The organism is Bradyrhizobium sp. 45 (assembly GCF_023073155.1).
GTDB classification, from domain to species: Bacteria; Pseudomonadota; Alphaproteobacteria; order Rhizobiales; family Xanthobacteraceae; genus Bradyrhizobium; species Bradyrhizobium canariense_D.
The window spans coordinates 1-26,613 of the sequence record NZ_JADPIX010000136.1 but is presented as its reverse complement, the minus strand read 5'-3'; the positions used below and the strand labels follow the sequence as shown (position 1 = coordinate 26,613).

21 protein-coding genes and 2 pseudogenes are annotated in these 26,613 nt (G+C 64.0%); 13 read left to right on the top strand and 10 right to left on the bottom strand.

Annotation, left to right across the window (positions count from 1 at the left end; all coding sequences use genetic code 11):
• Positions 1–95 precede the first annotated feature (95 nt).
• Together IVB42_RS31750 and IVB42_RS31745 are read right to left on the bottom strand one after the other, a co-directional pair.
• Positions 96–1,067: a CHAD domain-containing protein gene (locus IVB42_RS31750; RefSeq protein WP_247471751.1), complete on the bottom strand. Its 972-nt coding sequence runs from the start codon at positions 1,065–1,067 to the stop codon at positions 96–98.
• 12 nt (positions 1,068–1,079) lie between these two features.
• Complete coding sequence (locus IVB42_RS31745; RefSeq protein ID WP_247471749.1) at positions 1,080–2,612, bottom strand: bifunctional aminoglycoside phosphotransferase/ATP-binding protein; 1,533 nt, start codon at positions 2,610–2,612, stop codon at positions 1,080–1,082.
• Between the two features lie 191 nt (positions 2,613–2,803).
• On the opposite strand from IVB42_RS31745, the gene IVB42_RS31740 reads away from it, so the two are divergent.
• The 5 genes and pseudogenes from IVB42_RS31740 to IVB42_RS31720 all read left to right on the top strand — a co-directional run bounded on the left by IVB42_RS31740 (position 2,804) and on the right by IVB42_RS31720 (position 9,515).
• On the top strand, positions 2,804–3,634 hold the full coding sequence (locus IVB42_RS31740) for a universal stress protein (protein ID WP_247471747.1): 831 nt from the start codon (positions 2,804–2,806) through the stop codon (positions 3,632–3,634).
• Positions 3,635–3,703: 69 nt separating this feature from the next.
• The gene (locus tag IVB42_RS31735; RefSeq protein WP_247471743.1) at positions 3,704–6,397 is read left to right on the top strand and encodes a bifunctional acetate--CoA ligase family protein/GNAT family N-acetyltransferase; all 2,694 of its coding nucleotides are present in this window, start codon (positions 3,704–3,706) and stop codon (positions 6,395–6,397) included.
• Between the two features lie 103 nt (positions 6,398–6,500).
• Entirely contained in the window at positions 6,501–7,637 is a 1,137-nt protein-coding gene (locus tag IVB42_RS31730) for an ABC transporter permease (RefSeq protein ID WP_247471738.1), read from the top strand.
• A gap of 2 nt (positions 7,638–7,639) precedes the next feature.
• Positions 7,640–8,408: pseudogene (locus tag IVB42_RS31725) on the top strand (ATP-binding cassette domain-containing protein).
• Positions 8,409–8,411: 3 nt separating this feature from the next.
• Positions 8,412–9,515, top strand: coding sequence for an MlaD family protein (locus IVB42_RS31720; RefSeq protein ID WP_247471735.1), 1,104 nt, complete (start codon positions 8,412–8,414; stop codon positions 9,513–9,515).
• Positions 9,516–9,521: 6 nt separating this feature from the next.
• Here the strand turns inward: IVB42_RS31720 and IVB42_RS31715 are convergent, their stop codons facing one another.
• The gene (locus IVB42_RS31715) at positions 9,522–9,839 is read right to left on the bottom strand and encodes a cytochrome c (protein ID WP_204513975.1); all 318 of its coding nucleotides are present in this window, start codon (positions 9,837–9,839) and stop codon (positions 9,522–9,524) included.
• Between the two features lie 148 nt (positions 9,840–9,987).
• Between IVB42_RS31715 and IVB42_RS31710 the strand changes: the two genes are divergently transcribed.
• Both IVB42_RS31710 and IVB42_RS31705 read left to right on the top strand, forming a co-directional pair.
• Entirely contained in the window at positions 9,988–10,698 is a 711-nt protein-coding gene (locus IVB42_RS31710; RefSeq protein ID WP_247471731.1) for a helix-turn-helix domain-containing protein, read from the top strand.
• A gap of 496 nt (positions 10,699–11,194) precedes the next feature.
• The gene (locus IVB42_RS31705; protein ID WP_018454810.1) at positions 11,195–11,923 is read left to right on the top strand and encodes a Crp/Fnr family transcriptional regulator; all 729 of its coding nucleotides are present in this window, start codon (positions 11,195–11,197) and stop codon (positions 11,921–11,923) included.
• On the opposite strand, the gene IVB42_RS31700 is transcribed toward IVB42_RS31705, so the two are convergent.
• Positions 11,920–12,696, bottom strand: coding sequence for a cyclase family protein (locus tag IVB42_RS31700; protein ID WP_018454809.1), 777 nt, complete (start codon positions 12,694–12,696; stop codon positions 11,920–11,922). The genes IVB42_RS31705 and IVB42_RS31700 overlap by 4 nt on opposite strands.
• Positions 12,697–13,017: 321 nt before the next feature.
• Between IVB42_RS31700 and IVB42_RS31695 the strand changes: the two genes are divergently transcribed.
• From IVB42_RS31695 to IVB42_RS31680, 4 genes are all read left to right on the top strand, one after another.
• Positions 13,018–13,989 carry a TRAP transporter substrate-binding protein gene (locus IVB42_RS31695; protein ID WP_018454808.1) on the top strand — a complete coding sequence of 324 codons (972 nt, stop codon included), beginning with the start codon at positions 13,018–13,020 and terminating at the stop codon, positions 13,987–13,989.
• Between the two features lie 86 nt (positions 13,990–14,075).
• Complete coding sequence (locus IVB42_RS31690) at positions 14,076–14,624, top strand: TRAP transporter small permease (protein WP_026232817.1); 549 nt, start codon at positions 14,076–14,078, stop codon at positions 14,622–14,624.
• Entirely contained in the window at positions 14,615–15,907 is a 1,293-nt protein-coding gene (locus IVB42_RS31685) for a TRAP transporter large permease (RefSeq protein ID WP_247297019.1), read from the top strand. Before IVB42_RS31690 ends, IVB42_RS31685 begins: the two co-directional genes overlap by 10 nt.
• Before the next feature lie 23 nt (positions 15,908–15,930).
• A complete protein-coding gene (locus IVB42_RS31680) occupies positions 15,931–16,737 on the top strand; it encodes an SDR family oxidoreductase (RefSeq protein ID WP_247392208.1) in 807 nt (268 codons plus the stop codon).
• 9 nt (positions 16,738–16,746) lie between these two features.
• On the opposite strand, the gene IVB42_RS31675 is transcribed toward IVB42_RS31680, so the two are convergent.
• Genes IVB42_RS31675 through IVB42_RS31660 form a run of 4 tightly spaced genes read right to left on the bottom strand, consistent with a single transcriptional unit; the run spans position 16,747 to position 21,016 of the window.
• Complete coding sequence (locus tag IVB42_RS31675) at positions 16,747–17,445, bottom strand: substrate-binding domain-containing protein (RefSeq protein WP_247384107.1); 699 nt, start codon at positions 17,443–17,445, stop codon at positions 16,747–16,749.
• Positions 17,442–19,577 carry a molybdopterin cofactor-binding domain-containing protein gene (locus IVB42_RS31670; protein ID WP_247471728.1) on the bottom strand — a complete coding sequence of 712 codons (2,136 nt, stop codon included), beginning with the start codon at positions 19,575–19,577 and terminating at the stop codon, positions 17,442–17,444. Before IVB42_RS31670 ends, IVB42_RS31675 begins: the two co-directional genes overlap by 4 nt.
• The gene (locus IVB42_RS31665; protein ID WP_247471725.1) at positions 19,574–20,044 is read right to left on the bottom strand and encodes a (2Fe-2S)-binding protein; all 471 of its coding nucleotides are present in this window, start codon (positions 20,042–20,044) and stop codon (positions 19,574–19,576) included. Before IVB42_RS31665 ends, IVB42_RS31670 begins: the two co-directional genes overlap by 4 nt.
• 15 nt (positions 20,045–20,059) lie before the next feature.
• Positions 20,060–21,016 (bottom strand): tripartite tricarboxylate transporter substrate binding protein, encoded by a 957-nt coding sequence (locus IVB42_RS31660; RefSeq protein ID WP_247392688.1) that lies wholly within the window; start codon positions 21,014–21,016, stop codon positions 20,060–20,062.
• Positions 21,017–21,268: 252 nt separating this feature from the next.
• Here IVB42_RS31660 and IVB42_RS31655 point away from each other — a divergent pair, with 252 nt between their 5' ends.
• Positions 21,269–23,359 (top strand): molybdopterin-dependent oxidoreductase, encoded by a 2,091-nt coding sequence (locus tag IVB42_RS31655; protein ID WP_247471722.1) that lies wholly within the window; start codon positions 21,269–21,271, stop codon positions 23,357–23,359.
• Positions 23,360–23,498: 139 nt separating this feature from the next.
• Complete coding sequence (locus IVB42_RS31650) at positions 23,499–24,281, top strand: enoyl-CoA hydratase/isomerase family protein (RefSeq protein WP_247471719.1); 783 nt, start codon at positions 23,499–23,501, stop codon at positions 24,279–24,281.
• 48 nt (positions 24,282–24,329) lie between these two features.
• Here IVB42_RS31650 and IVB42_RS31645 read toward each other — a convergent pair whose 3' ends face one another.
• The gene (locus IVB42_RS31645; protein WP_247471716.1) at positions 24,330–25,631 is read right to left on the bottom strand and encodes a hypothetical protein; all 1,302 of its coding nucleotides are present in this window, start codon (positions 25,629–25,631) and stop codon (positions 24,330–24,332) included.
• A gap of 896 nt (positions 25,632–26,527) precedes the next feature.
• Positions 26,528–26,613, bottom strand: a pseudogene (locus tag IVB42_RS31640) (IS5/IS1182 family transposase); the annotation flags it as partial.

Genomic DNA, 26,613 nt, shown 5'->3' with positions numbered 1-26,613 from the left:
GCAAGCGTCGCCTCAACCGACGCGGCCCGCGCCCACGACATTCGAATCATGGTTGCCCATGGATTCAGAAGCCCGCAACAAAAGCAACTGTAATGCTAGTCCTCAGGCTCCGCATCCGGCGCAAGATCGGCGGAGCGGAACGGCTTGGCCTTGTCGAGTTTCCGGTAGGCGCGCGAGGCGGTCCGCAACAGTTTCTTTTCGCGCTTGCGGTTGAGGAAGCGAATGCCCGCCTCGGGAACGGCCTCGTTCAATGACGCCGCCAAGGTTTGCCCTCGCGCATCGTCATTCAATCGCCCGAGGGACTTTTGCGCCTTGCGCAATTGCTTGAGGATCGACTGCTGTTTTGTCAGCGACTCGTCTGCGAACAGGTCCTCGAGCGACTCGATCGAATAGGTCAGCCGTTTGTTGAGAAGCCGCAGCTTGTGCCGTTTCTCGACATCGAGCTTGCGGAGCTTGCGTGCTTTCTTCAGCAGCGTCTTTTCCCATTCCGTGAGTTTCGCTGTTGCGTGGCCGGCGAGCGTGCAGCGGCGTAGCCTGATAGCTTCCTTGCTGCGCCGGGTCGACCAGGGGCCGCTCTCGATCCAGGCTGACGTCTGCGCGACGAGATGGCGATACCGCGCGGATTGCAGCGCGCGCGCCAACTGGCGATGGCTCTCGGCGCGCTTCTCGTCCCAGTGCTGGAGCTCGGCAATCACGGTCAACTCGCCGCCACTTTCGGCGATGACCCGCTCGATCGCCACGTCGAGGTCCCGCACCATGCCGAGCGGGCTGTTCAGCCATTTCAGTTCGGTCCAGACCTCCGGCCGAAGGGCGTCATCGACCATCGGCGAGAAGAAGCGGATGGCGGTGCGCAGATGCGTCAGTGCAATCCGGATCTGGTGCAGTGCCTCGGGATCGCCACGGCAGGTGCCGTCATGCTGGGCGCGAACGGCGGCGAGGTGACGGCGGGCGATGATCCGGAACGCCGTGTCGCAGACCATGCCGGGGCTGAGGCGGCCGGGCAGGGCATTGCGCCTCGCCGCAGGCTTGACGCGCGCGGCCGTCGAACTCGTGCTGGGTCGCGCCATTTGCAGATTGCCTTACTTGCTCTCGGCGATCGCGTCCCGGCAGTTCTGGAGCGTCTGCTCTTGCGTCCCGGATGCATCGATGGTCGCCCAACCGACATGGCCGATATTATAGTGCTCTTGCAGCGCGGCAACCTCTTGCGTGGCGTCGGATGCGTCGCCCCGGCGGCCCCCGATCCGCGCCTGCCGGGTCGCGAGGTCTGCAACCAGAAATAGGCCGCTCAGCGGCACGTTGCGCTCGCGAGCCAGTGCGGCAACCGCGTCTCGTTCGTCCTCACGGGCGAACACGCCGTCGATGATCGCTGAATGGCCTTGCGCCAGCACCCGCCCGGCGTGCTGAGCCAGCATGTCGTAAACGCGGGCCGTGACCTCCGGCGTGTATGCGGATGCCGGCAGCCGGTCCGTTTCCTCGACCCCTAACATCTGCTTGCGGACGAGGTCGCTGCGCAGCACGACGGCGCCCGGCTGCGGCGTAACGTCCGGCGCGAGCGCGCGTGCCAAAATCGTCTTTCCGGTGCCTGACAATCCGCCGATTGCAATCAGCCGGCGAGCGGACGGCTGGATCAGCGCGCGGGCGAGGCCAAAATAGCGCCGCGCCCCGTCGAGAATGCTGGGATCATCGGAATGCGGCGGCTTCAGCCGTGCCAGCGCGACCTGGGCGCGGATCGCCGCCCGGACGGACATGAACAGCGGCAGTGCGGAGAGCGCGTCGAGATTTTCGACCGGAGTCGCGGCGAGATAGCGGTTCAGCACGATGTTGGCCGCGCGTGCCTGATTGTGGTGCAACAGATCCATCAATCCGAATGCGAGATCGTAGAGCACGTCGGTGGTTGCCATCCGGGCGTCGAACTCGATGGCGTCGAACAGCACCGGCTTCTCGTCGATCGACACGATGTTCGCAAGATGCAGGTCGCCATGGCAGCGGCGCACGAAGTCTTTTCGGCCGCGCTCTTCGAGCAAAGGTCGGAGGCGGAGGAACATTGCTTGCGAGTCTCTGCCGAGTTCTGCGATCTCTTCGGCTTCGAAATGATTGCCGGTCCGCAGGCCATTGCTGTTGCCATCGATCAGGCCGGGGATGGAGGAAACCCATGCGTTGCCGTCGGCGCAAACAGCCTGCGCATGCGAAGCCGCGATCGCGTCGGCGACAGCCGAGGCAAAAGTGTCATCCAGCGCTCCGGCCTTGGCCAGATGATCCAGCGTCCGGCTTTCGTCGAAGCGCAACATGTCGACCGCATACTCGATCGGCCGGCCGCTTCCGTCGACCTTCACCGATCCATCGGGCTCTTCCGTGATCGCCACGACGCGGTGATAGATCTGCGGCGCCAGCGGCCGGTTGATCCTGATCTCCTCCTCACACGCCGCCTTGCGCTTCTCGAGCGTTGAGTAATCGAGGAATGGAAACTGCACGGCGCGCTTGATTTTCAGGGCGCGCCTGCCTTCGAGGAAGACCGAAGCTGCGTGCGTATCGATCCGCCTCACGTTCGGATGACCCGCGGAATTGGTGAGCGCCGCAAAGATCCGGTCCTGGGTCGCAGAATCGTCTGTCATTCCAGCTGGTACGTCCAGATGCGTCGGAAGCGGCTCACCCGCGATCAAGGTAATCCATAGAAGCAGATCGCGGCCAGTCCTTGACTTCGGTCAACGCCTGTCTCCTTCCGACCGATCGGAGTTCCCGGGCTTGACGAGGATCAAGCGTCCCGACCAAAGCCGGCCTATTCTGGTGCCTGAGGAGAATCCCGATGCCGATCAAGGACGTCTTTCTGCCGCTCGTCGGCCAGCCACGCGGCCCGGCCCTTGCTGCGATCGAGACATGCGTGGCCGTTGCCGCCGACCTCGGCGCCAGGATCACCGCGCTGGCACTTGAGGAGGATGTCTTCGTGCGGCCGAAGGTGATGCTCCCCGATGCGACCGAGGCAAACCGGACGCTTGGCGCGGGCGACAGTCAGCATCTCCTGGATGCGTTCACCCGCGCAACCTCCCGCACCGGCATTCGCGCTCAAAGCCGGTCGGCCAAGGTGCCGGCAGACCAGATCGCGTCAGTCCTGGCCGAGCACGGACGCTTCAGCGATCTCACGCTGCTCCCCGTGACGCCACACGACAGCCGAACCGAGCACATCATCGAGACGCTGCTGTTCGAATCCGGGCGGCCAGTGCTGCTCTGCCCGGAGCAGCATGTGGACGAGCTGCGCCCGGAATTGGAGAACGTCATGATCGCCTGGGATCATTCCGCGCGTGCGGCGCGTGCGGTCGGCGACGCGCTGCCTATCCTTCAGGCAGCAGCCCTGGTCCGCGTGGTGACCGTGGCGGACGACAAGTCCGACGCGATCGTGCAATCCGGCACGGCTCTGGTCGATCATTTGAGGGAACACGGGGTCTACGCCTCGTTCGAAACCGCGAAGGGCAACGGCAGCTCGATTGGCAAGGTGCTCGGAAGCTGGGCGAATTCCCATGCCATCGATGCGATCGTGATGGGCGCCTACCATCATTCGCGCCTGAACGAGATCGTTTGGGGCGGTGTGACAAAGACCGTCATTGGCGAACCACCGTGCTGGGTTATGCTCTCGTACTAGGCGGATCGCCAGTTTATCGGCCTGATCGTCAACCATCGGAACCGCCACCGACCGGGCGCATTTGCTTTCATGTCAATCTATCGTCTGAAGAACCTGCTGTCGCCGCGTTCGGTCGCGCTCGTCGGTGCGAGCGCCCGCCCGGTCTCCGTTGGACGCGCCGTTCTGGAGAACATCCGTAAGGCTGGATTCACGGGACAGTTCGGCCTCGTCAATCCGCGCCATGCCGAGATCGGCGGCGTCGCGGCCGTAGGCAGCCTCGATCAATTGCCGTTCGTGCCCGAGCTTGTGATCATCACCGCGCCGGCGCGCGCGGTTCCCGGCATTGTCGATCAAGCCGGGCGGCGCGGCTCGGCGGGTGCCCTGATCGTCTCGGCTGGGCTCGGCCACGGACCGGGATCCCTGCACGAGGCCGCCATCACTGCGGCCCGCAAATACGGCATGCGGCTGATCGGGCCGAACTGCCTGGGCATCATGATGCCCGGCGTGAGCCTCAACGCGAGTTTTGCCGCGCACATGCCGGGGCCCGGGAATCTCGCGCTGATCTCGCAATCAGGGGCGATCGCGGCCGGCATGGTCGATTGGGCCGCGCAGCGCGGCGTCGGCTTCTCCGGCATCGTCTCGATCGGCGATCAAATCGACGTCGATCTTGCCGATCTGCTCGACTATTTCGCGATGGATCACAAGACCCGCGCGATTCTGCTCTACATCGAATCCATCAAGGACGCGCGCAAGTTCATGTCGGCCGCGCGTGCCGCGGCGCGCGTGAAGCCGGTCGTCGTGGTGAAGTCCGGCCGAATGGCGCAGGGCGCGAAGGCGGCCGCCACCCATACCGGTGCGCTCGCGGGGGCCGACGCCGTCTATGACGCGGCGTTCCGCCGCGCGGGCGTCCTGCGGGTCTCCGATCTGCGCGAGCTGTTCGATTGCGCCGAGACGCTCGGCCGCGTCGAGTCGCCGACGGGAAAGCGCCTCGCCATCCTGACCAATGGCGGCGGCATCGGTGTCCTCTCCATTGATCGATTGGTCGAGCTCGGCGGCATTCCGGCGAGCATCTCGGCGGACGCGCGCAAGAAACTCGACGAGGTGCTGCCGCCGACCTGGTCCGGCGCAAATCCCGTCGACATCGTAGGTGACGCCGATGCGTCGCGCTATGCGGCGGCGCTCGACGTGTTGCTTGCCGATCCCGACAACGATGCGGTCCTCGTCCTCAACGTGCAGACCGCGATCGCCTCGGCTGCCGATATCGCAACGATGGTGACCGAACGCGTCAAGGCATATCGCGAGAAGCACCGCAATTGGGCCAAGCCCGTGCTCGCCTCGTGGATCGGAGCAGACCAGAACATCATCGAAACACTGTCCGGCGCCGGCATCCCGAACTATCCGACCGAGGATGATGCCGTGCGCGGCTTCATGTACCTCGTGAGGCACCGCGAAGTCGTGGAAGAACTGAGCCAGGTTCCACCCGCAATGCCCGACACGTTCGTGCCGGACGCACGTGCCGCAAGACAGATCGTAGCTGCTGCCATCGCAGACGGCCGCCAATGGCTCGAACCCGTCGAGATCAAGCACCTGCTCGAAGCGTACGATATCGCGATGGTGCCCACATACGCCGCGGGCGATGTCGAGCAGGCGGTGGCCTACGCGGAAGACATCTTCGCGCAAGGCGCCACCGTCGTGCTGAAAATCATGTCGCGCGACATCGTCCACAAATCCGATGTCGGCGGCGTCGTGCTCAATCTCACCATGCCTGAGGCGGTGCGCACCGCTGCCACCGACATTATCGCTCGGGCGAGCAAGCTGCGCCCGCAAGCCCGCATCGAGGGCGTCATCGTGCAGGCGATGGTGGTGAAGGCTAAGGCGCGCGAGTTGATTCTGGGCCTCGCCGACGATCCCACCTTCGGCACCGTCGTCGTGTTCGGCCGCGGCGGGACCGCGGTCGAGATCATCAACGACAAGGCGCTTGCGCTGCCGCCGCTCGATCTGCAACTGGCCCGCGACCTGATCGACCGCACGCGCGTGTCCCGGCTGCTTCGCGCTTACCGGGACGTGCCGGCGGTGAAGCCTGACGCCGTCGCCATGGTCCTGGTCAAGCTGGCGCAGATGGCGGCCGACATTCCCGAGATTCGCGAATTCGACGTCAATCCGCTGCTGGCGGATGAAACCGGCGTGACCGCGGTCGATGCCCGCGTCGCGGTCGGGCCGCCGCAACGGAAGTTTGCCGGCTCGGGCGCCGCCAACTTCGCCGTTCGGGCCTATCCGTCGCAATGGGAGCGCCACCTCAAGCTCAAGGAGGACTGGCGGATCTTCGCGCGGCCCCTGCGTCCGGAGGACGAGCCGACCATCCACGCATTCCTGCGTCATGTCACGGCGCACGACCTTCGTCTGCGTTTCTTCGCGCCGATGAAGGAGTTCACCCACGAGTTCATCGCGCGCCTGACCCAGCTCGACTATGCGCGCGCGATGGCCTTTATCGCATTCGACGAGGCGACCGGTGAGATGGTCGGCGTGGTCCGACTCCATTCGGACTCAGTCTACGAGAGCGGTGAATATGCGATCCTGCTGCGGTCCGATCTCAAGGGCAGGGGGCTGGGATGGGCCCTGATGCAGCTGATCATCGACTACGCGAGATCGGAGGGCCTCAAAGCGATCTCCGGTGATGTTCTCAGGGAGAACACCACGATGCTGGAGATGTGTCGCCAGCTCGGCTTCGATGTGAAGCCGGATCCGACCGAGCCGGATATCTGCGATGTCAGGCTGAAGCTCTGAGTGCGCCGCTACAGCTGGCCTTGAGACAGGTCAAGCCGGCCGCCCCATGCTGGCCTAGAACTGCCGGCTGAACGGGCCCCGGTTGTCCCGATGAGGTGGAATCGTGAACTCCGAACCGCTGTTGCTGGCGAGGCCCTCCGGCGAAGAGCTGAAATTGTGCCCGGAAGGGCCGTGGATTGCCGCGAACGTGTCGATGCTGGAGACGTTGTCCCGGTCGGTCGGGGCGGACGTCGATCGATCCAGAGCCGTGACGCTGGACTTGTCGGGCGTCAGTGCGCTCGACACGCTCGGCGCCTGGGTCCTGGAAAAGCTGTCGCGCAGGGCTTCATCATCCGGGCAATCGGCCGAGTTTATCGGTGTCGCCGACCATTTCAGCGGCCTGATGGAGGAGGTACGTCAGGTCAACCGCCACACGCCGCTGCCGGCGCCCGCACCCAACCCGGTTCTGCTCAGACTGAACGATCTCGGCAAGTCCACGGTCGGCGCGCGCGAAGACATCACGATCTTTCTCCAAATGCTGGGCGCGTTGTTCATGGCTGTGATCGGCGTGCAGCGCCGGCCGCGCTCGCTGCGGCTGACATCGCTGATCTATCAGCTCTACCGCATCGGCTGGCAGGCCATCCCCATCGTCGTGCTGATCACCTTCCTGATCGGCGCTATCATCGCCCAGCAGGGATTCTTCCATTTCCGCAGGTTCGGCGCGGAGTCCTACACCGTCGACATGGTCGGCATCCTGGTGCTGCGCGAGCTCGGCGTGTTGATCGTCGCCATCATGGTCGCCGGCCGTTCGGGAAGCGCCTACACTGCCGAGCTCGGCTCGATGAAGATGCGCGAGGAGATCGACGCGCTTTCGACCATGGGCCTCGATCCCGTCCACGTCCTGATCCTGCCGCGGGTTGCGGCCCTGGTGATTGCGCTGCCGATCCTTGCTTTCATCGGATCGATCGCCGCACTCTATGGCGGCGGCCTGGTCGCGCAGTTCTACGGCGGCATGGCGCCGGCGATCTACATCGCGCGGCTGCACGAAGCGATCTCGGTCACCCATTTCGAGGTGGGCATCCTGAAGGCGCCGTTCATGGCGCTGGTGATCGGAGTAGTCGCCTGCAGCGAGGGCTTGCGCGTGAAGGGTAGCGCCGAATCGCTGGGACGACAGACCACGACGTCGGTGGTCAAGTCGATCTTCCTGGTGATCGTGCTCGACGGCCTGTTCGCGATCTTCTTCGCCTCGATCGGAATGTGATCATGGGCGAATCGCAAGAGCAGTTCGCGATCCGCGTCCGCGACCTCGTGGTCGGCTTCGGCCGGCAGACCGTGCTCGATCATCTGACGCTCGACGTACGCCCGGGTGAGATCCTCGGGCTCGTGGGGGCGTCGGGTGGCGGCAAGTCGGTGCTGATGCGAACCATCATCGGCCTCATCCCGCGCCAAGGCGGGACCATCGAGGTTACGGGACGGCCAATCGGCGGCCGCACCGAAGGCGCGGCCACGACCTGGGGCATCCTGTTCCAGCAGGGCGCGCTGTTCTCCTCGCTGACGGTCCGGCAGAACATCCAGTTTCCGCTCCGCGAAAATCTCGTCCTGTCGCAGGAGCTGATGGACGAGATCGCGATCGCCAAGCTCGAAATGGTCGGGCTGCGGCCGCAGGATGCCGATAAATATCCGGCGGAGCTATCCGGCGGCATGACCAAGCGCGTGGCGCTGGCGCGCGCGCTCGCGCTCGATCCGCCGATCCTGTTCCTGGACGAGCCGACCTCAGGCCTCGATCCGATCGCGGCGGGTGATTTCGATGCGCTGATCGGGACCCTGCAAAAGACCCTCGGCCTCACCGTGTTCATGGTCACCCATGATCTGGCGAGCCTGACAACGGTCTGCGATCGGGTCGCCGCTCTCGCCGACGGCAAGATCATGGCGGTCGGTCCGATGCGCGAACTGCTGCAATCCGAGCATCCCTTGGGTGCGCGCCTATTTCCACGGCAAGCGCTCGCAGATGCTGCAACACGAGATGAGATGAGACATGGAAACCCGCGCTCCCTACGTGCTGATCGGCAGTTTTGTCCTGGCGGCGATCCTCGCGGTGTTCGGCTTCGTCTATTGGCTGAACAACACCGGCGGGATCGGGCCGCGCACCAGCTATCACGTGCAATTCCAGGGCCCGGTGCCCGGTCTTCTGGTCGGCGCCGGCGTGCTGTTCAACGGCATCCGCGTCGGCGAGGTCACCCAGCTCGGGCTTGCGCCGGACAATCCACGCTTCGTCAATGCGACGATCTCGGTTGCTTCAACCACGCCGGTGCGTGCCGACAGCAGGGTCGGGCTCGATTTCCAGGGGCTGACCGGCGTGCCGGTGGTGACGCTTGAGGGAGGCGTCATCGTCACTAAATCCGGCGAGCCCCAGACCTTGATTGCCGAGGCCGGTGCGGGCCAGAGCATGACGCAGGCCGCGCGCGATGCACTGCGGCGGGTCGACACCGTGCTGGAGGACAATTCGGGCCCGCTGAAGGACACCATCGCCAATCTCAAGACCTTCTCCGACGGGCTTGCGCGCAACACCGGCAAGATCGACGGCATTTTGGCGGGCCTGGAGAAGATGACCGGCGGCGGAACGCCGGCGCAGAAAGTCACCTATGATCTGCGCACGCCGCAGAACCTCGGTCCGGGCGGCAAGACGCTCTCTGCGTCACTGGCCATCCCCGAGCCGACAGCGGTCGCCATGCTCCAGACCCAGCGCATGCTGTTCGCGCCGGGCGGCGATAATCCGGGCTTTGCGGACTTCCTCTGGGCCGACAGCATTCCCAAGCTGATACAGGCGCGTCTGATCGACAGTTTCGAGAATTACGACATCGCCCACGCGCCGTTGCGCACGGCCGATCTCGGGCAGGCGGACTATCAGCTGCTGATCGACATCAGGCGCTTCCGCATTGCCACCGAGGGGGAGACGCGGGTCGAGATCTGGCTGTCGGCGCGGATCGTCGACAAGAACGGCAAGGTGATCGCCTCGCGTCTCGTCGAGACCAGCGAAAAACTCGACAAGATTGTGCCGGCCATAGCGGTCGCAGCGTTCGGTGTGGCCTTCACGCGCATCGCGAAGGAGCTGATCGGCTGGACGGTGCAGGCGGTGTGAGGGCGGCTATTCCAAGGTCTTGAGGTAGGACAGGAGATCGTGGATCTGGTCCGGACTGAGCTCGAAGGCCGGCATGTCGGCGTGGCCGGTGTTGATGCCCTCGGCCAGCGCCTCCCCAAGGCTCTCGATGGGATAGCGCTGGTGCAGGGTCCGCAGCGGCGGTGCGATCTTGAGCGGACTGTTCGACGCACGGTCGATCGCGTGGCAGCGCGCGCAATTGGCTCGCGCAAAGGCCTTGCCGCGTTGTTCGGCCGTCGGGGCCGCCAGGGCAGGGGTGATCAGAAGCGACCCGATCAACCCGTGACGCAGCATTCCTTGCAGCATGTAAAGCGACCCCATCTACGCCTGGGAGAACAATAGGGCGGGGATTCCCTCCAAAATTGATCTGGGTCAACCGGCTTTGGCGCACTGCAGTAAAATGCAGCTGCGCGGCGGAATGGGCCTGATGGGCAGCCGGCGCTTGGAGCGGTCGATGAAGCCCGTGGGCACGATTGAGCCGAACTGGCAGCTCTGCAGCGATTGCGCCGTCCGCGCATCAGCGGTTTGCTCGTCGCTGGATGCGGTCGAGCTTCGGGAATTCGAGCATCTCGGTCGACGCGTCCATTTTTCCTCAGGCGAGACTGTGTTCTGCGAGGAGGACATCACGACCTCGTTCTACAATCTCCTCGAGGGCGTCATGCGGCTGTACAAGCTGCTGCCCGACGGCCGCCGGCAGATCGTGGGCTTTGCCTTGCCCGGCGATTTCCTGGGGATGAATATTTCGGGCAGGCACAATTTTTCGGCCGATGCGATCGGCGCGGTGACCGTATGCCAGTTCGCGAAGTCACCCTTCGGCCGTTTCATCGAGGACCGGCCGCATCTCCTCAGGCGGATCAACGAGCTGGCGATTCGCGAGCTGAGCCAGGCTCGGGACCACATGGTCCTGCTCGGCCGCCGTTCGGCGGACGAAAAGGTTGCGGCCTTTCTGCTCGGCTGGCGCGAGCGGCTGGTCTCGCTGAAGCGGGCGTTGGACACGGTTCCGCTTCCAATGAGCCGCCAGGACATCGCCGACTACCTCGGTCTGACCATCGAGACCGTCAGCCGCACCTTCACCAAGCTGGAGCGCCACGGCGTGATCGAGATCATTCATGGCGGGATCAGCCTGCTCGATCCGGCGAAGGTCGAGGCCTTGGCCGCAGCCTGATTCCGACGCAGCGCTGCTCGATTTTGATCGGGATCAATGCATTCGGCCGCCTGCCCCGGATAATGCTTGAAACCACAGCGGAGGGCATCATGCCGGCTGACGCGTTGCTTATGAGCACCATTGTCGTGGCAATCTTTGTCACATTCGCCGGGGCTCTGGCCTGGGCAGACCGGCAAACCGGTGCAGGCCGGCCCGAGTCGGACGTCAAGCGTCGAAGCTTCTGAGATCACCGGCCCATCTTGCGGCGCCCGCAGGGCGGGCTATGCCGTGCGAGTTCGGGACGGTGGCAGCGCCTCAACGCAAGGTGGCGTGCGGCACTTGCAACTCTGCATCGACTGGGACGCATTGGCTCATCCTTCGGCTGCCGGCTTCACGCCTGGCCGCGGCATTTTCGCCGCGTTTGCCTCAAACAGGGCGCATGCTTTCCGGTTGAAAAACTGGGCTACACTGACTACGCAGGGACCCCAGTGCCTCGCAGTCTTAGGAGCCCAGTGGCGTGCCTCAGGACAAGACCGGCGACGACCCCAGACAAGCGGCGGGGAATAAATTATCGGTCCTGCGCAAGCACCCGATCTTTGCGGATCTGGAGCCGGAGGCGCTGGATCAGCTCTGCCGTTACGCCAAGCACACCACGGTGAAGCGCGGCGCGACGATCGCTGCCAAGGGCGATCCCGGCAACAATCTGTTCGCGGTGATCACAGGGACGGTGAAGATTTCCTCTTCGTCGCCCGACGGCCGTAACGCCATTCTCAATCTGATCGGTCCCGGAGAGATCTTCGGCGAAATCGCGGTGCTCGACGGCGCCCCAAGGTCGGCCGATGCGACCGCCAACACCAATTGCGAGCTCTACATCATCGATCGCCGGGACTTCCTGCCGTTCGTGAAGAGCCAGCCGGCGCTCGCAATGAAATTCATCGAGCTGCTCTGCGCGCGCCTGCGCTGGACCAGTCAGCAGGTCGAGCAGGTGATCCTGCAAAATCTGCCGGGCCGGCTTGCGAGCGCGCTGCTCGGCCTCACCGAAGAGCGCAAGTTCGACTCCGGCAGCGGCACGCTCGCCATCACGCAGCAGGAGATCAGCGAGATGGTGGGGATGACGCGCGAGAGCATCAACAAGCAATTGCGCGCCTGGGCGGGCCGCAACTGGGTTCGCCTCGAGCACGGCGCCATCGTCGTGCTCGACATAAATGCCTTGCGCGAACTCGCGGAGAGCGGGCTCGACAGCTAGCTGTCGATGATCGCGACGGCGCGGGTCCAGCCCGCGGACGCGCGCTCGATCTTCACCGGAAAGCACGAGACCGTGAACCCGGTCGAAGGCAGCTGGTCGAGATTGTGCAGCTTCTCGAGATGACAATAGCCGATGTGCCGTCCCGCCTTGTGGCCCTCCCAGATCAGGCCGGCATCTTTCGTTTCGGCATATTTCTTCGCGGTGTGGACGAACGGTGCGTCCCAGCTCCAGCCGTCGGTGCCGGTCAGCCGCACGCCGCGTTCGAGCAGGTACATGGTGGCCTCATAGCCCATGCCGCAGCCTGAGCTGACATAGTCGGCTTGGCCGAACCTGGCGCCGGCGCCGGTGTTGACGACGACGATCTCCAGCGGCGACAGCGCATGCCCGATCCGCCTCAACTCCTTCTCGACGTCGTCGGCGCTCGCCACGTAGCCGTCGGGCAGATGCCGGAAGTCGAGCTTCACGCCGGGCTGAAAGCACCATTCCAGCGGGACCTCGTCGATCGTCCATGACCGCTCGCCGCGATTCATGGTCGGATGGAAGTGCCAGGGCGCATCGAGATGCGTGCCATTATGGGTCGACAGCGAGACCTGCTCGACGGCCCAGCCCTGGCCGTCCGGCAGATCCTGTGCCGTGAGGCCGTCGAAGAACTGCAGCATCCGCGGCAGGCCCTGCTGGTGATCGATGTACTGGATCGTCGGGTGATTGCCCGGCGGATCCGCCGTCACGTCGTTCCTGAGCGGCACGGAGATGTCGATCAGCTTCCGCGGCATGGGCATTCCTCGGGATGTCCGTTTTGCTTCGCAGCATCTTGAGAGGACCGCACCGGCGGCGTCAAGCAACGCGCATGAACGCTTGCCGCGCCAGACGACAGATGATTTCGGAAAAACTGGACGAGGAGCCGGCTGTTGCCCAAAGCCGGTCTGATCCATCGATGCAACTCTAGCATTGATCGATGCCGGATTTGGCTTGGACAGAGAATGCCGCGCGCCCTAGGGACGACGATGGCGCTTGACTTCACACCGGAAGTGGAGCGACCCAAGGCGGCCCGCAGCATCTGCCCAACGATATAATCACCTCAGGAGGAAGCCCAGATGAAGATACTCACCGGCGTCATCGCAGCCGCTCTGCTGGCGGTCTCAGCCCCCTTGGCGACCGCACGCGATTTCCGTTCCGCCGACATCCATCCCGCCGATTATCCAACCGTCGAGGCCGTCAAGTTCATGGGCAAGCAGCTCGCCGCGGCGAGCGGCGGCAAGCTCGGCGTGAAGGTGTTCCCCAACGGTGCGCTGGGCTCCGAGAAGGACACCATCGAGCAGCTCAAGATCGGCGCCCTCGACATGATGCGGATCAACGCATCGCCCTTGAACAACTTCGTGCCGGAAACCATCGCGTTGTGCCTTCCCTTCATCTTCCGGGACACGCAGCACATGCGCACCGTCCTTGACGGCCCGATCGGCGACGAGATCCTGGCGGCCATGGCGCCCGCAGGCCTGATCGGCCTTGCCTATTACGACAGCGGCGCCCGGTCCATTTACACTGTCAAGGCTCCGATCAAGTCGCTCGCGGACGTCAAGGGTCTGAAAATCCGCGTGCAGCAATCCGACCTGTGGGTCGGCATGATCCAGAGCCTCGGGGCCAATCCGACCCCGATGCCCTATGGCGAGGTCTATACCGCTCTCAAGACCGGTCTGGTGGACGCTGCCGAGAACAACTGGCCCTCTTACGAGTCCTCGCGCCACTTCGAGGCCGCCAAGTTCTACAACGTCACCGAGCACTCCCTGGCGCCCGAAGTTCTCGTGATGTCCAAGACGGTCTGGGACATGCTGAGCAAGGAGGACCAGGCGATGGTCCGCAAGGCGGCCAAGGAATCGGTGCCCGTCATGCGCAAGCTCTGGGACGAACGCGAGCAGGCCTCCCGCAAAACGGTCGAAGCGGCCGGCGTTCAGGTCGTGACGATCGCCAACAAGGCGGAGTTCGTCGACGCGATGAAGCCGGTGTACGACAAGTTCGCGGGTGACGAGAAGCTGAAGAGCCTCGTCAAGCGTATCCAGGACACGAAGTAAGGCCATAGCGTCGGTCCGGCGTTGCCGACTGGCGACGCCTGACCGACGCATTGGACGCGCGCAAGGAGACTTGCAAGGAGACTTGGATGACAGACCCTCACGTCGCAGACCACGAACTGGACGTAGCCGGACGCCCGTCCACCGGCTTGCTGTCCCGGATCAATGCTCCCGTCGCTCGGCTAGGGATGTATCTGTCGGTGACCGGGCTGCTCGTCATCGTCACCATCGTCTTCTACCAGGTGTTCGGACGCTACGTGCTCAATTCCAGCCCGACCTGGACGGAGAACCTTGCGTTGGTTCTTATCCTGTATGTCACGTTGATCGGCGCCGCCGTGGGCGTGCGCGATGCCGGACATATCGGCATGGACAGTTTGCTGGTGATGCTGCCGGATCGCGCGCGGGAGAAGATCGAGCTTGTCATCCACGTCCTGGTCGCCGGCTTCGGCGTCGCGATGGCCTATAACGGCTGGATCCTCGGAGCGTCGGTCGGAACCGTGAAGATCCCCAATCTCGGGCTGCCCGAGGTCATCCGCTACGTGCCGCTGATCGCCTCCGGCGTCCTCATCGTCTCCTTTTCAATCGAGCACATCATCGCTCTCCTGCGCGGCGAAGAGGTCGTCCCCTCATGGAACTGATCATCCTCGGCGCCACTTTCTTCGGCTTCCTGGTCCTCGGCGTCCCCGTCGCCTTCGCGATCGGCCTCTCGGCGATTTGCACCATCCTCTACGAAGGCCTGCCGGTCGCCGTCATCTTCCAGCAGATGATGTCCGGGATGAACATCTTCTCCTTCCTCGCCATCCCGTTCTTCGTCTTCAGCGGTGAGCTGATGCTGCATGGCGGCGTCGCCGACAAGATCGTGCAGCTTGCCAAGAATCTCGTCGGACACATCCGCGGCGGGCTCGGCATGTCGAACGTGGTCGCCTGCACGCTGTTCGGCGGCGTGTCCGGCTCGCCCGTGGCCGACGTGTCGGCGATGGGGGCCGTGATGATCCCCATGATGAAGAAGGAAGGTTTCGACACCGACTACGCCGTCAACGTCACCACCCATGCCTCGCTGGTCGGAGCGCTGATGCCGACCAGCCACAACATGATCATCTATGCGCTCGCCGCCGGCGGCAAGGTTTCGATCGGCGCGCTGATCGCCGCCGGGCTCCTGCCGGCCCTGGTGCTGATGGTGTGCATGCTGGTCGCCGCTTACGCGGTCGCGGTGAAGCGAGGCTATCCGGCCGGCAAGTTCCCGGGCTGGCCCGCGGTTTTTCGCTCGCTCGCAGCCGCTCTGCCCGGCCTTCTGATCGTCGGCATCATCCTGGCGGGTATCCTGTCCGGTGTGTTCACGGCCACCGAATCCGCGGCCGTCGCGGTCACCTATACGATCCTGCTGACGTTCTTCATCTACCGTACCATGACCTTGCCGAACTTCCTGCGCGCCGCGGCCAAGGCGGTGAAGACCACGGGCGTGGTGCTGCTGCTGATCGGCGTCTCCACCATGTTCCAGTATTTGATGGGGCTTTACGAGGTGGCCGACTTCGCCGGCGAGATGATGAGCAAGGTCTCGACGCAGCCCTGGGTCATCTTCCTGCTCATCAACGTCATCCTGTTCGTGCTGGGCACTTTCATGGACATGGCGGCGACCATCCTGATCTGCACGCCCATCTTCCTGCCGATCGCGATGAAGGCAGGCATGGACCCGGTGCAGTTCGGCATGCTGATGCTGATCAACTGCGCGCTCGGGCTGAACACCCCGCCGGTCGGGACCACGCAGTTCGTGGGCTGCGCCATCGGCGGCATCTCGGTGGGCGCGGTGATGCGCACCATCCTGCCGTTCTACGCCGCCCTGATCGCAGCTCTGATGTTCGTGACCTACGTCCCCGCCTTCTCGCTGTGGCTGCCCCGCCTGTTGATGGGCTACAAGGGATAGCAGCAATACAGGAGAATCTATCCGTGACTGACTATCGCAAGCTCTTCGATCTCACCGGCAAGACGGCCGTGGTGCTCGGCGCGGCCTCGGGCATCGGCAAGTCGTCGGCCGAGGCGCTGGCCGGGCTCGGCGCCCGTGTCGTCTGCGCCGATCGTGCGATTGACGCCGCCGAAGCAACCGCCGCCGGCATTCGTGAGAAGGGCGGCTGGGCCGAGGCGGCTGCGTGTGACGCCTCGAGCGCTGCGGACGTCAATGCGCTGGCCAAGACCGTGATGCAGAAATTTTCGCGGCTCGACATCGCGGTGACGACGCCCGGGCTCAACATCCGCAAGACCATCCTCGACTACACCGAGGAGGATCTCGACCGCGTCCTCAACCTCAATATCAAGGGCACGGTCTGGTTCTTCCAGGCCTTCGGCCGCATCATGGTCGAGCAGAAGGGCGGCAGCATCATCGCTTGCTCCTCGGTGCGGGCGGTGACCATTGAGCCCGGCCTCGGCGTCTACGGCTCGACCAAGGCGGCCATCGGCCTGCTGGTGAAGGGCTTTGCCTCCGAGGTTGGGCGCTCTGGCGTGCGCGTTAACGCGATCGCGCCGAGCATCGCCGAGACCGCGCTGACGGGCCCGTTCAAGCAGCGTCCCGACATCTACAATCTCTATGCCGGCCACACCGTGTTCAACCGCTGGAGCAGCGCCGACGAGGTCGCGACAGCCGTCGCCTATCTCGCCTCGGACGCCGCGAGCTATGTCAGCGGCAGCACGCTGTTCGTCGATGGCGGCTGGACTGCCGTCGACGGGCCGCCGACCGGCCTCACCCAGTTGCACACGTAGGGCGCTTACCTACCCGGTGAAGCCGGCGCGCTGGCGCAGATCCTTGCGGTCCGCGCCGGTCAGCAACGCGATCAGCGCGGCCGCCTGTTGCGGATGTGCGGCCCGCGTGGTCACGCCGGCCGTGTACATCGTCACCAGCTCGCAGCCCGGCGGCAGAGCTCCTGACAGTGCGATGCCGTCGGTCGCGATAATCTCGGTCGCCTGGGTGCAGCCGATCGGATGCGCGGCGGTGGACGCCGCAAGCTCCCGCATCGCGGTCGCGCCGTTCGGAAAGATTTTGAGGCGCGAGGCGACCTCGTAGGCGATGCCCAGCTGATCCAGCACCTTTGCGACGTGCTGTCCCGCCGTCGAGGCTTTCGTGTCCGGGACGTAGATCGCGTCGGCGCTGCGCAGCACCTCGCGCAAATCGGCCTCGGTCTTCACGGTCACCTTGGGATCGCGGCTGCGGAGCGCCAGCGCGGTCTCGACCCGCCCGACATCCGAGATCGAGGAGGGGACGACGAGCGTCTCTTCGGCAAGCTCTGCAAGCAGCGCCTGCGTCAGGATCACCAGATCGGCCGCCGTTCCCGCCCGCAGCTTGTCCGCCATGATGCCGACCGCCCCGAACTCGCCGTCGATGCCGAAGCCGGTCTGCGTCTTGAAGGGATCGCCGAGGCCGCGCACCAGGCCTTGCGCCGCGCCTCCGCTCAAAATGCTCAGTGTCGTCACGATGCCAGCTCCATGGCTGCAATGATCTTGTCGCGGGTGATCGGCAGGTCGCGCACGCGCACGCCGAGGCAATCGTAAACGGCATTCGCGATCGCGGCCGTCACCGGGCCGTGGGCGGCCTCGCCGGCGCCGACGGGCTCGATCTCCGGCCGCTGCACGATCTCGACATCCACCATTGGCACCTCGCTGAAGGTGAGGATCGGATAGTCGGTCCAGGACGTCGATGTGACGCGCGTGCGGTCGAAGCGGACGCGCTCCTTCAGCACCCAGCTCGTCGCCTGGATCGCGCCGCCCTCGATCTGGTTGATGACGCCGTCCGGGTTGATGGCCTCGCCGACATCGACCGCCAGCGTCAGCCGCTTGACGCGGATGTCTTCAGTGCCTTCGACCTCCGCAATGGCGGCGCAATAGGCCCCCGTATTCTTGTAGCGGGCGAAGCCCACGCCATGACCGATGCCGGCCTGCTTCTGCGGTTTCCACTGCGCGCGTCGTGCCGCGGCCCGGATGACGTCCTTCGCGCGCTCGTCGCGCAGATGGCGCAAGCGGAACGCGATCGGGTCTTCGCCGCGCAGGGCGGCGACCTCGTCGAGCAGGGACTCGATGGCGAACACATTGCCTTGTCCGCCGAGTGTGCGCAGCGCCGAGGTCCGCACCGGCATCGTCAGCAGCCGGTGGCTCGTGACCGTCCAGGCCTTGAGGTCGTAGAGCGGAACGGAGTTGCGGTCGCCGCCGCCGCCATTGGCTGGGGGCGGATTGGTCGAGATCAAGCGCGGGTAGGGGTTCGTAATCTCGGTTGCGGCGAGCAGCGCGGGCTGGGCCGCGCGCCCCGGCCGCGCCGCGTGGCCGTTGCTCCAGATCGCATGGCGCCAGCCGACGATCTCGTTGTCCGCATTGAGATCGGCCTCGATCTCGATCGCCATCGCCGCGCCAAACGGTGCATAGGACATCTCGTCGTGGCGCGACCACTGCACCCGCACCGGACGGCCGCCGGCAGCTTTCGCCAGCAGCACGGCATCCAGCGCGACGTCGTCGGCGGCATTATGTCCGTAGCAGCCCGCGCCTTCCATGTGCTCGACCACAATGTTTTCTGGCGGCAGCTTGAGCACGATCACGAGGTCGGCCCGCAGCAGGTAGACGCCTTGGCTGTGGGTCCACACGTGGACGCGATCGCCGTTCCATTGGGCCATCGCACAGGACGGTGCGATCGAGGCATGCGCGATGTAGGGACGGATGTATTGCCGGCGGAGGGTGCGAGCAGCCTCCTTTATCGTTGCCGCAGTCGTCCGGACATCGATCACGGTGGTCTCGACCGGCTGGCTCTTCAAGAACCCGGCCAGATCATTTTCATCGGGCAGCGGCTCGCCGGCCGACCATGTCCCGCCCTTGCGCAAGGCTTTCAGCGCGGCTTCCGCCGCTGCCTCGCTGTCGGCGACCACGCCGGAAAAACCGCCATCGCGGACGATCGCGACGAGGCCGGGAACGGCTCTCGTCGCCGTCTCGTCGAGCGCGATCAGCCTGGCGCCCGAGATGTCCGGCCGCAGCACGCGTCCGTGCAGCAAGTCCGGCAGCGGACAGTCATGGATAAAGCGCGCCCGTGCCAACACCTTGTCGGGAATGTCGAAACGCTGGACCGAATGTCCGGCCACAGTGCGCTTGGCGACAATCTTCGCCGTCGCGCCCGCAATGGCGTCGTGGTCGAGCGAAACGTCGCCGGCCAACTCCCAATAGCTGGTCCTGACATTTCCGGGGCCCGAGATCGTGCCGTCCTGGATATCGAGCAGCGACGCATCGACACCGAGACGTTCGGATGCCGCGGCGAGGAAGCGCTGGCGGACCTCGGCACAGGCGTGGCGCAGCGCGCGGCCGGACTGCTGGATCGAAAGGCTGCCCGAGGTGACGCCCTCGTTCGGGCTTGCCGCCGTGGAGGCGCGGATCATCTCGATGCGGCCAATATCGACGTCGAGCTCGTCGGCTGCGATCTGTGCCAGGGCCGTGACGATGCCCTGGCCGATCTCGACCTTGCCGGGCGAGATCGCCACACGGCCGTCGCCGACGAGCTTCACCCAGGATGACAGCTTTGGATTGGCCGCAAGGCTAACCGGCAGTGTCGGGGCAGGGGACGGCGCACTCATGATGTCGCCATCTCCGCGGCCGCCCGCAACACGGCGCGGACCATGCGGTTGTGCGATCCGCAGCGGCACAGATTGCGATCAAGCGCGGTTCTCACCTCCGCCTCCGTCGGCGACGGATTGCGCTTCAGCAGCGCCGCCGCGCTGATCAGGATTCCCGATACGCAATAGCCGCATTGCATCGCCTGCTCGGAGATAAAGGCGCGTTGCAGCGGATGCGGTTGCTCCGCGGTGCCGAGGCCTTCCACCGTGACGACCTCCTTGTTGGCGACCGACCACATCGGCATGTCGCAGGAGGCCATCGCGCGATCACCGACCATGACATGGCAAGCGCCGCACTCGCCGGCCCCGCAGCCGAAATGCGGACTTGTGACGCCGAGCCGGCCGCGCAGCACATTGAGCAGCGTCTGATCCGGATCGGTCTCGACGGCCGTCGCCGTGCCGTTGAGCTGGAATTGAATGGTCGGCATTGTCGCGCTACGGCCTCAGGACTTGTCGAATTTCTTGACTACGTCCGCCCATTTCACGATGTCGCCGCGCAGGAACTTGTCGAATTCCTCCGGCGTCATCGACATGGGCACCGCGCCCTGCGCAGTCCAGAGTTTGACGATGTCGGGACGCTTCACCATTGCGTTCACGGCGGCATTGAGCTTGTCGATTACGGGTTTCGGCGTGCCGGCCGGAGCCATCAGGCCGAGCCAGATCGTGGCTTCATAGCCTGCGACACCCGCCTCGATCGCTGTCGGCACATTCGGCAGCACCGCTGAGCGCTGCTTGCCGGTGGTCGCGAGCGCGCGGACCTGGTTCTCGCCGATATTCGGCGCCATCGCCGGCACCGCGTCGATCATCATCTGCACCTGCCCGCCGATCACGCCGCTGCGTGCCTCGCCGCTGTTGCGGTAGGGGACGTGGACGAGGTCAATGCCGGCCATGGCTTTGAACAGCTCGCCGGCCATGTGATAGGGCGTGCCCTGGCCGGAGGAGGCGTAGTTCAATTTGCCCGGCTGCGACTTGGCGAGGGCGACGAACTCCTGCAGCGTCTTCGCTGCGACTTGCGGGTTCACCACGATGACGAGATCGGAAGAGTTCACCGGTGCGATCGGCGCGAGGTCGCGCATCAGCTCGTATTTGCGCTTGTCCGGCGTCAGCAGCGATTCGTTCGCGGTCTGGGTGTTGGACATCATCAACAGCGTGTAGCCGTCGGCGGGCGACTTCGCCGCTTCGACCGTCCCGATGACGCCGCCCGCGCCGGTGCGGTTCTCGATCACGAAGGGCTGGCCAAAACTCTCCTGGAGCGCATTGCCGATCTGCCGGGCCGCGACATCGGCGGGCCCGCCGGCGCCGAAGGGCACGACGATCCGGACCGTGTGGTTGGGATAATCCTGCGCCAGGGACGGGGCTGCGGCGAAGGCGCAGAGCAGACCGGCGGCCAGCGCCAGCATGAATTGTCGGGCCGTCACACCCACCTCCCTGATGTCGTTCTTGTTGGTAAGCACTGTAGCGGCAGGGGAGGCGGACTGTCGACGCCTCACAAGGCCGATGGTGCCTGGAATATCCGACGGTTTTCGGTGTGGCGGCGCCGCTCTTCGCGGTCGCGGCAGGAACCGGCGGCGCACGCGGTCTGAGCAAATCGCATGGGCGTTGCCGGATAAATACCCTCGGCTGACAGGTATTTTGGTGTTACCAAATTGGACATGAACCAGCACGCCAAGATCGAAATCCGCCATTCGACGTGTCCGCATGATTGCCCGTCGGCCTGTGCCCTCGACATCGAGGTGGTCGAGGGGCGCAGCATCGGTCGTGTCCGCGGTTCGAAAAAGCAGACCTATACGGCCGGCGTGGTCTGCGCCAAGGTCGCCCGATATGCCGAGCGCATCCATCACCCCGATCGGGTGACCTATCCGCTGCGCCGAACCGGGCCGAAGGGCTCCGGCCAATTCGCCCGGATCACCTGGGACGAGGCGCTGGACGAGATTGCGGATCGCTTCAACCAGGCCGAGCGCGAATTTGGCGCGGAGTCAGTCTGGCCCTATTATTACGCCGGCACGATGGGGCTGGTGATGCGCGACGGCCTCAACCGCCTCACCCATGTGAAGAAATATTCGCGGTTCTATCAGACCATCTGCGCAAATGTCGGCCGCATCGGGTTCGCGATCGGCACCGGCAAGATCGCCGGCGTCGATCCGCGCGAGATGGCGCTGTCCGATCTGGTGGTGATCTGGGGCACCAACCCCGTCAACACGCAGGTCAACGTGATGACGCACGCCGCCCGTGCCCGGAAGGAGCGCGGCGCCAAGATCGCGGCCGTCGATATCTACGACAACGAGACCATGAAGCAGGCGGATATCAAAATCATCCTGCGGCCCGGCACCGACGGCGCGTTCGCCTGCGGCGTGATGCACGTCCTGTTCCGCGACGGCTATGCAGATCGCGCCTATATGGACAAGTACACCGATTGCCCTGATGAGCTCGAGGCGCATCTGAAGACGCGTAACCCCGAATGGGCATCCGCGATTTCAGGCGTGCCGGTGGCGGAGATCGAGGCTTTTGCCAAATTGGTCGGCGAGACCAAGCGGACCTTCTTCAGGCTCGGCTACGGCTTCACCCGCTCGCGCAACGGTGCGGCGCAGATGCATGCCGCGAACTGCATTCCCGCGGTAACCGGCGCCTGGCAATATGAAGGCGGCGGCGCCTTCTTCAACAATTACGCGCTGTGGCACTTCAACGAATCCATCATCGAGGGTCACGACGCCATCGACCCAACTATCCGCGCGCTCGACCAGTCGCAGATCGGCCGCATCCTCACCGGCGATTCCAAGGCGCTGCACGGCAAGGGTCCGGTCAAGGCGCTGCTGATCCAGAACACAAACCCGATGACGGTGGCACCGGAACAGGCACTGGTGCGGCAGGGGTTTGCGCGCGAGGATCTGTTCGTCGCGGTGCACGAGCAGTTCATGACCGAGACGGCCGAGATGGCCGACATCGTGCTGCCGGCGACAATGTTCATGGAGCATGACGATCTCTATTACGGTGGCGGGCACCAGCACATCTCGGTCGGCCCGAAGCTGATCGACCCGCCCGGCGAGTGCCGCTCCAACCACGAGGTCTTGCAGGCGCTGGCGCCGCGGCTTGGCGCCAGGCATCCAGGGTTCGAGCTGACGCCGCGCGAGTTGATCGACGCGACGCTGAAGCTGAGCGACCACGGTGACATTGCCGGCCTCGAAGCTGACCTCTGGCGCGACCTGCAGCCGGACTTCCGGACGTCGCATTATCTCGACGGCTTCGGCCACGCCGACAGGAAATTCCATTTCAAAGCGGATTGGGCGCATCCGCCGTTCGGCCAGACGATGGGTGACTTCGACAAGATGCCGTCGCTGCCGGACCATTGGGCCGTGATCGAGCATTCCGACCAGGCCCATCCGTTCCGGCTTGCCACGAGCCCGTCGCGCAGCTTCCTCAACACCACCTTCAATGAGACGCCGTCCTCCCAGGCGCGCGAGGGCAAGGCGAGCGTGATGATCCATCCCCTGGATGCGGCCGCGCTCGACATCGCCCATGGCGACGCCGTGACGCTCGGCAACACCCGCGGCGAGACAACGCTGATCGCCACGCTGTTCGAGGGCGTGCGCCGGGGCGTGCTGATCGCGGAGTCCGTTCATCCCAACAAGAACCATATCGGTAACCGCGGCATCAACATGCTGACGGGCGCGGACACCATCGCGCCGATCGGCGGCGCCGCTTTCCACGACAACAAGGTCTGGATCAGGAAAGCGGTGGCGGCCTGATCCGCAACATGCCTTCGATCGGGTTACAAGTTTGTGTCGAGACGCTAAAGCGGCGCCGCGCCGCAAATTGCTCTTGCACCTTTGGCCCGAGCTGCCGCAAATGGCTGCAAAACGGAGAGCCCAAGGAAGCGAGCGCGCCATGACCGACACCACAGCCGTGATCACCGAGAAGCGCGGGCAGGCGCTCTGGATCACCATCAACCGGCCCGAGAAACGCAATGCGCTGAATGGCGAGGTCATCGCCGGCATCACGCGCGGCTATCGCGACGCGCATGACGACAAGGACGTGCGCGTCATCGTGCTGACGGGCGCGGGCGACAAGGCGTTCTGCGCCGGTGCGGACCTGCAGAACTCCGGCGCGGCTTTCGCGATGGATCATTCGAAGCCCAATGTCGACTATGCCGATTTGCTGCGCTTGTCGCGGAACGCGACCAAGCCCGCGATTGCGCGCGTCAGCGGCGTCTGCATGGCAGGCGGCATGGGCCTGCTCTGCATGACCGACATGGCCGTCGCCGCCGATCACGTCATCTTCGGCCTGCCGGAAGTGAAGGTCGGCGTGTTCCCGATGCAGGTGTTGAGCCTGTTGCAGTCCATTGCTCCACCGCGCCTCGTCAACGAATGGGCGTTGACCGGCGAGCCGTTCGACGCGAAAGCGGCATTGGCAGCAGGCCTGCTGAACTACGTCGTGCCCACGGCCGAGCTGGATGCCAAGGTCGACTGGCTGATCGGCCGCATCGTCGACAAATCCCCGACCGCGATCCGTCGCGGCAAATACGCGATGCGCGCCATCGCCTCGATGTCGTTCGACGAGAGCATCGCCTACACCGAAAGCCAGATCGCGCTGCTTGCCATGACCGAGGATGCCAAGGAAGGGCTGAAAGCGTTCAGCGAGAAGCGCAAACCAGTGTGGACAGGAAAATAGGCGATTCTTTCAGCGTATTCATCGGTTCTGCCGTCGGCCGACGTGCCTTTATTCCGAGGGGAGATTGGTGTTTAGCCGAATAAGGAGAGATCTTGTCCGCTCCTCGCGACGCTTTTTTGTGGCAATGATCAACTGCCTGGCCGTACGCTTGGCATAGGTTGGCAGTTGGCGACTTGATCTATGACGGCCAGCGGCGCGCAACTCTGCATCCGTGAGATCGCTGTCGGCGCCCTCGGTAAATCCTCCGTGTCGGAAAGACCTAAAAGAAAGCTCCTGACGTAGGCCAGCCTCTGTGATGATGGTTTTTACCACACTACGTAGATAGCGGAGATCCTTGCGTGGGGTAATCCATGGTAGCGGGATTGCCGACTGACGATGCGCATGATCACGACGGAATACCAGACCGGAGAGGGTGGTCCTCTTGATCTCGTCGAGTTCCTCCATAAGCTCAGGAAAGAGAGGGGTGCCCGTTTCGTCCGATAGTGGCCACCAGGCCTCCTCTCCATTCTTTGGATGCACGATTCTGACGCTATTTGGCCGCTCGCGAGGTCGATAATGCGAAATGTCGAAGGCGCCAAACACGTGCTGCTCTCGTTGCAGCCACTCCCACGACAATAAAGCAGCTGTTGCGATCGAGCGGTAATCAAGCTTTATCGCGGCGGCTCTGAACGCGACGAGCTCATCCCAAGTTGCGGTCGGTGTGGGCCGTATCGGCCGCCCAGGCGGATGAGATTTTAATCCCATCCGGGAAAACGGATTGGTCGCTGGTACGATCCTTTCTTGAGCACGCTCACCAACGAACCAAGCACGGCGACAGGCCGCCATAGCCATAGTTACATAGCGACGACGCTCGCGAACGACGACCTCTCCACTGTTATTGACTTTCGTCACAAGCAATAATTTTCGATAAACTGCGTCGACGAACGCTTTGGTGAAATCGGACAACTGTTTAGACCCAACGCGACTTCCATCTTTCAGCTCGTGATTGGCGAATAGTGCGAGACTTTTTGTGTAGTGCCGCTGTGTAGCGCTTTCGATTTCGGTCCACTTCTGGTGAGCTTGGAAGACGCCGACGAGCCAATCGAACGTGCCGGGTTCGATAGTCGCCGGCATGATGTCGCTTAGACCCCGTGAGTGCCAACTGTCGAACGCCGGCAGGAGGACTTTCTCTGCCCGCTCGACGGCGCTTGCGTAATCGCAGCCTAGAGCTTCAGGGTTTAAATCGCAGCCCTGTCGACGAGCCCAGGTTGGGGGCTCAAAATAGTAGGCTATTCTATTCTTCGCTAATATTTTGCGGCGACAATAACGGGGCAGATGCGGTGCCTTTTCAAGCGAAATCACACCAGGCATAAAAGATCCTCCCCCTGCTTAAGATCTCTTTTTCCGGTCGACGCTGCGAAGTGATCCATAGTCGCCTTCGACCAAACTGGCTGGCGCAGGCGCCCTGTTCCGCGAAAGCCGATTGGCGGGGGGGCGTCTCGTCGGCTGATCGCGCGCATGAGTTCGCTTGTGTCTCCAAAGTCAAGGTAAGCGGCGGCCATGTCCGCTCTCATCATCGTGGGCCAGGTTCCGGCGAGAGGGTAGCGGGCAGGTAGTGCGGTGCGCGGCGAGACTAAGCGGTTTGATCTCACTGCTGAATGCCCGTGGTGTAACATGTGCTGATTTCACTGACGAACGAGACGGGATCTGGTCGATCCAGATTGCTCTTCGCCCCTGGTTGGCGAGCGAGAGTTCGGACCGCGGATTAAGCGGAGTTTTACGGCCAAAGAATTTCCTCCTCTACTGCGCAGCGCGGTCGGGCGGGAAAAGGCTGGATTAGCGCGCGAAAGGAAGCCTTTGGCGTGGAGTTCTCCAGGAAAGCCAATCTGCTCGCGAAAGAAAAAGGGGACAGTTTGCGGCGTTCCGTCGGCGGAGGCAGGTAGCACGCAGTCACCTGCTCTGGACGATAGATCAATAGTCTATCCGACAGGTCCGATGGGAGATTTGTATCGAAGCCTTCGGATCGCTTTCGAGTCTCGGAATTTGAACGTGCGGGTTGGACTAAGCAGGCTATGGTTGCGGGGCCTGAGCACTGCTCGGCCGGCCATTGTTCAAATGGTTCAATTATCGCTCACGTATTGGGACTGAGTAGTTGCAGGTATCCGGGAGCTGCAGGCTCTCGTGACGCGCTTGAGCCGGATGGACGATGCAAGGCAGAATACAGCCCGAACTGCGCCTGGATGGGTAAATAGGACTAGGGTTCAGACTCAATTGATCCAATAAGCGACGAGAGCGGCGAGGTGGACGGCGGCCAAGAAGTTTCTGGCAAGTTTGTCGTAGCGAGTAGCAACAC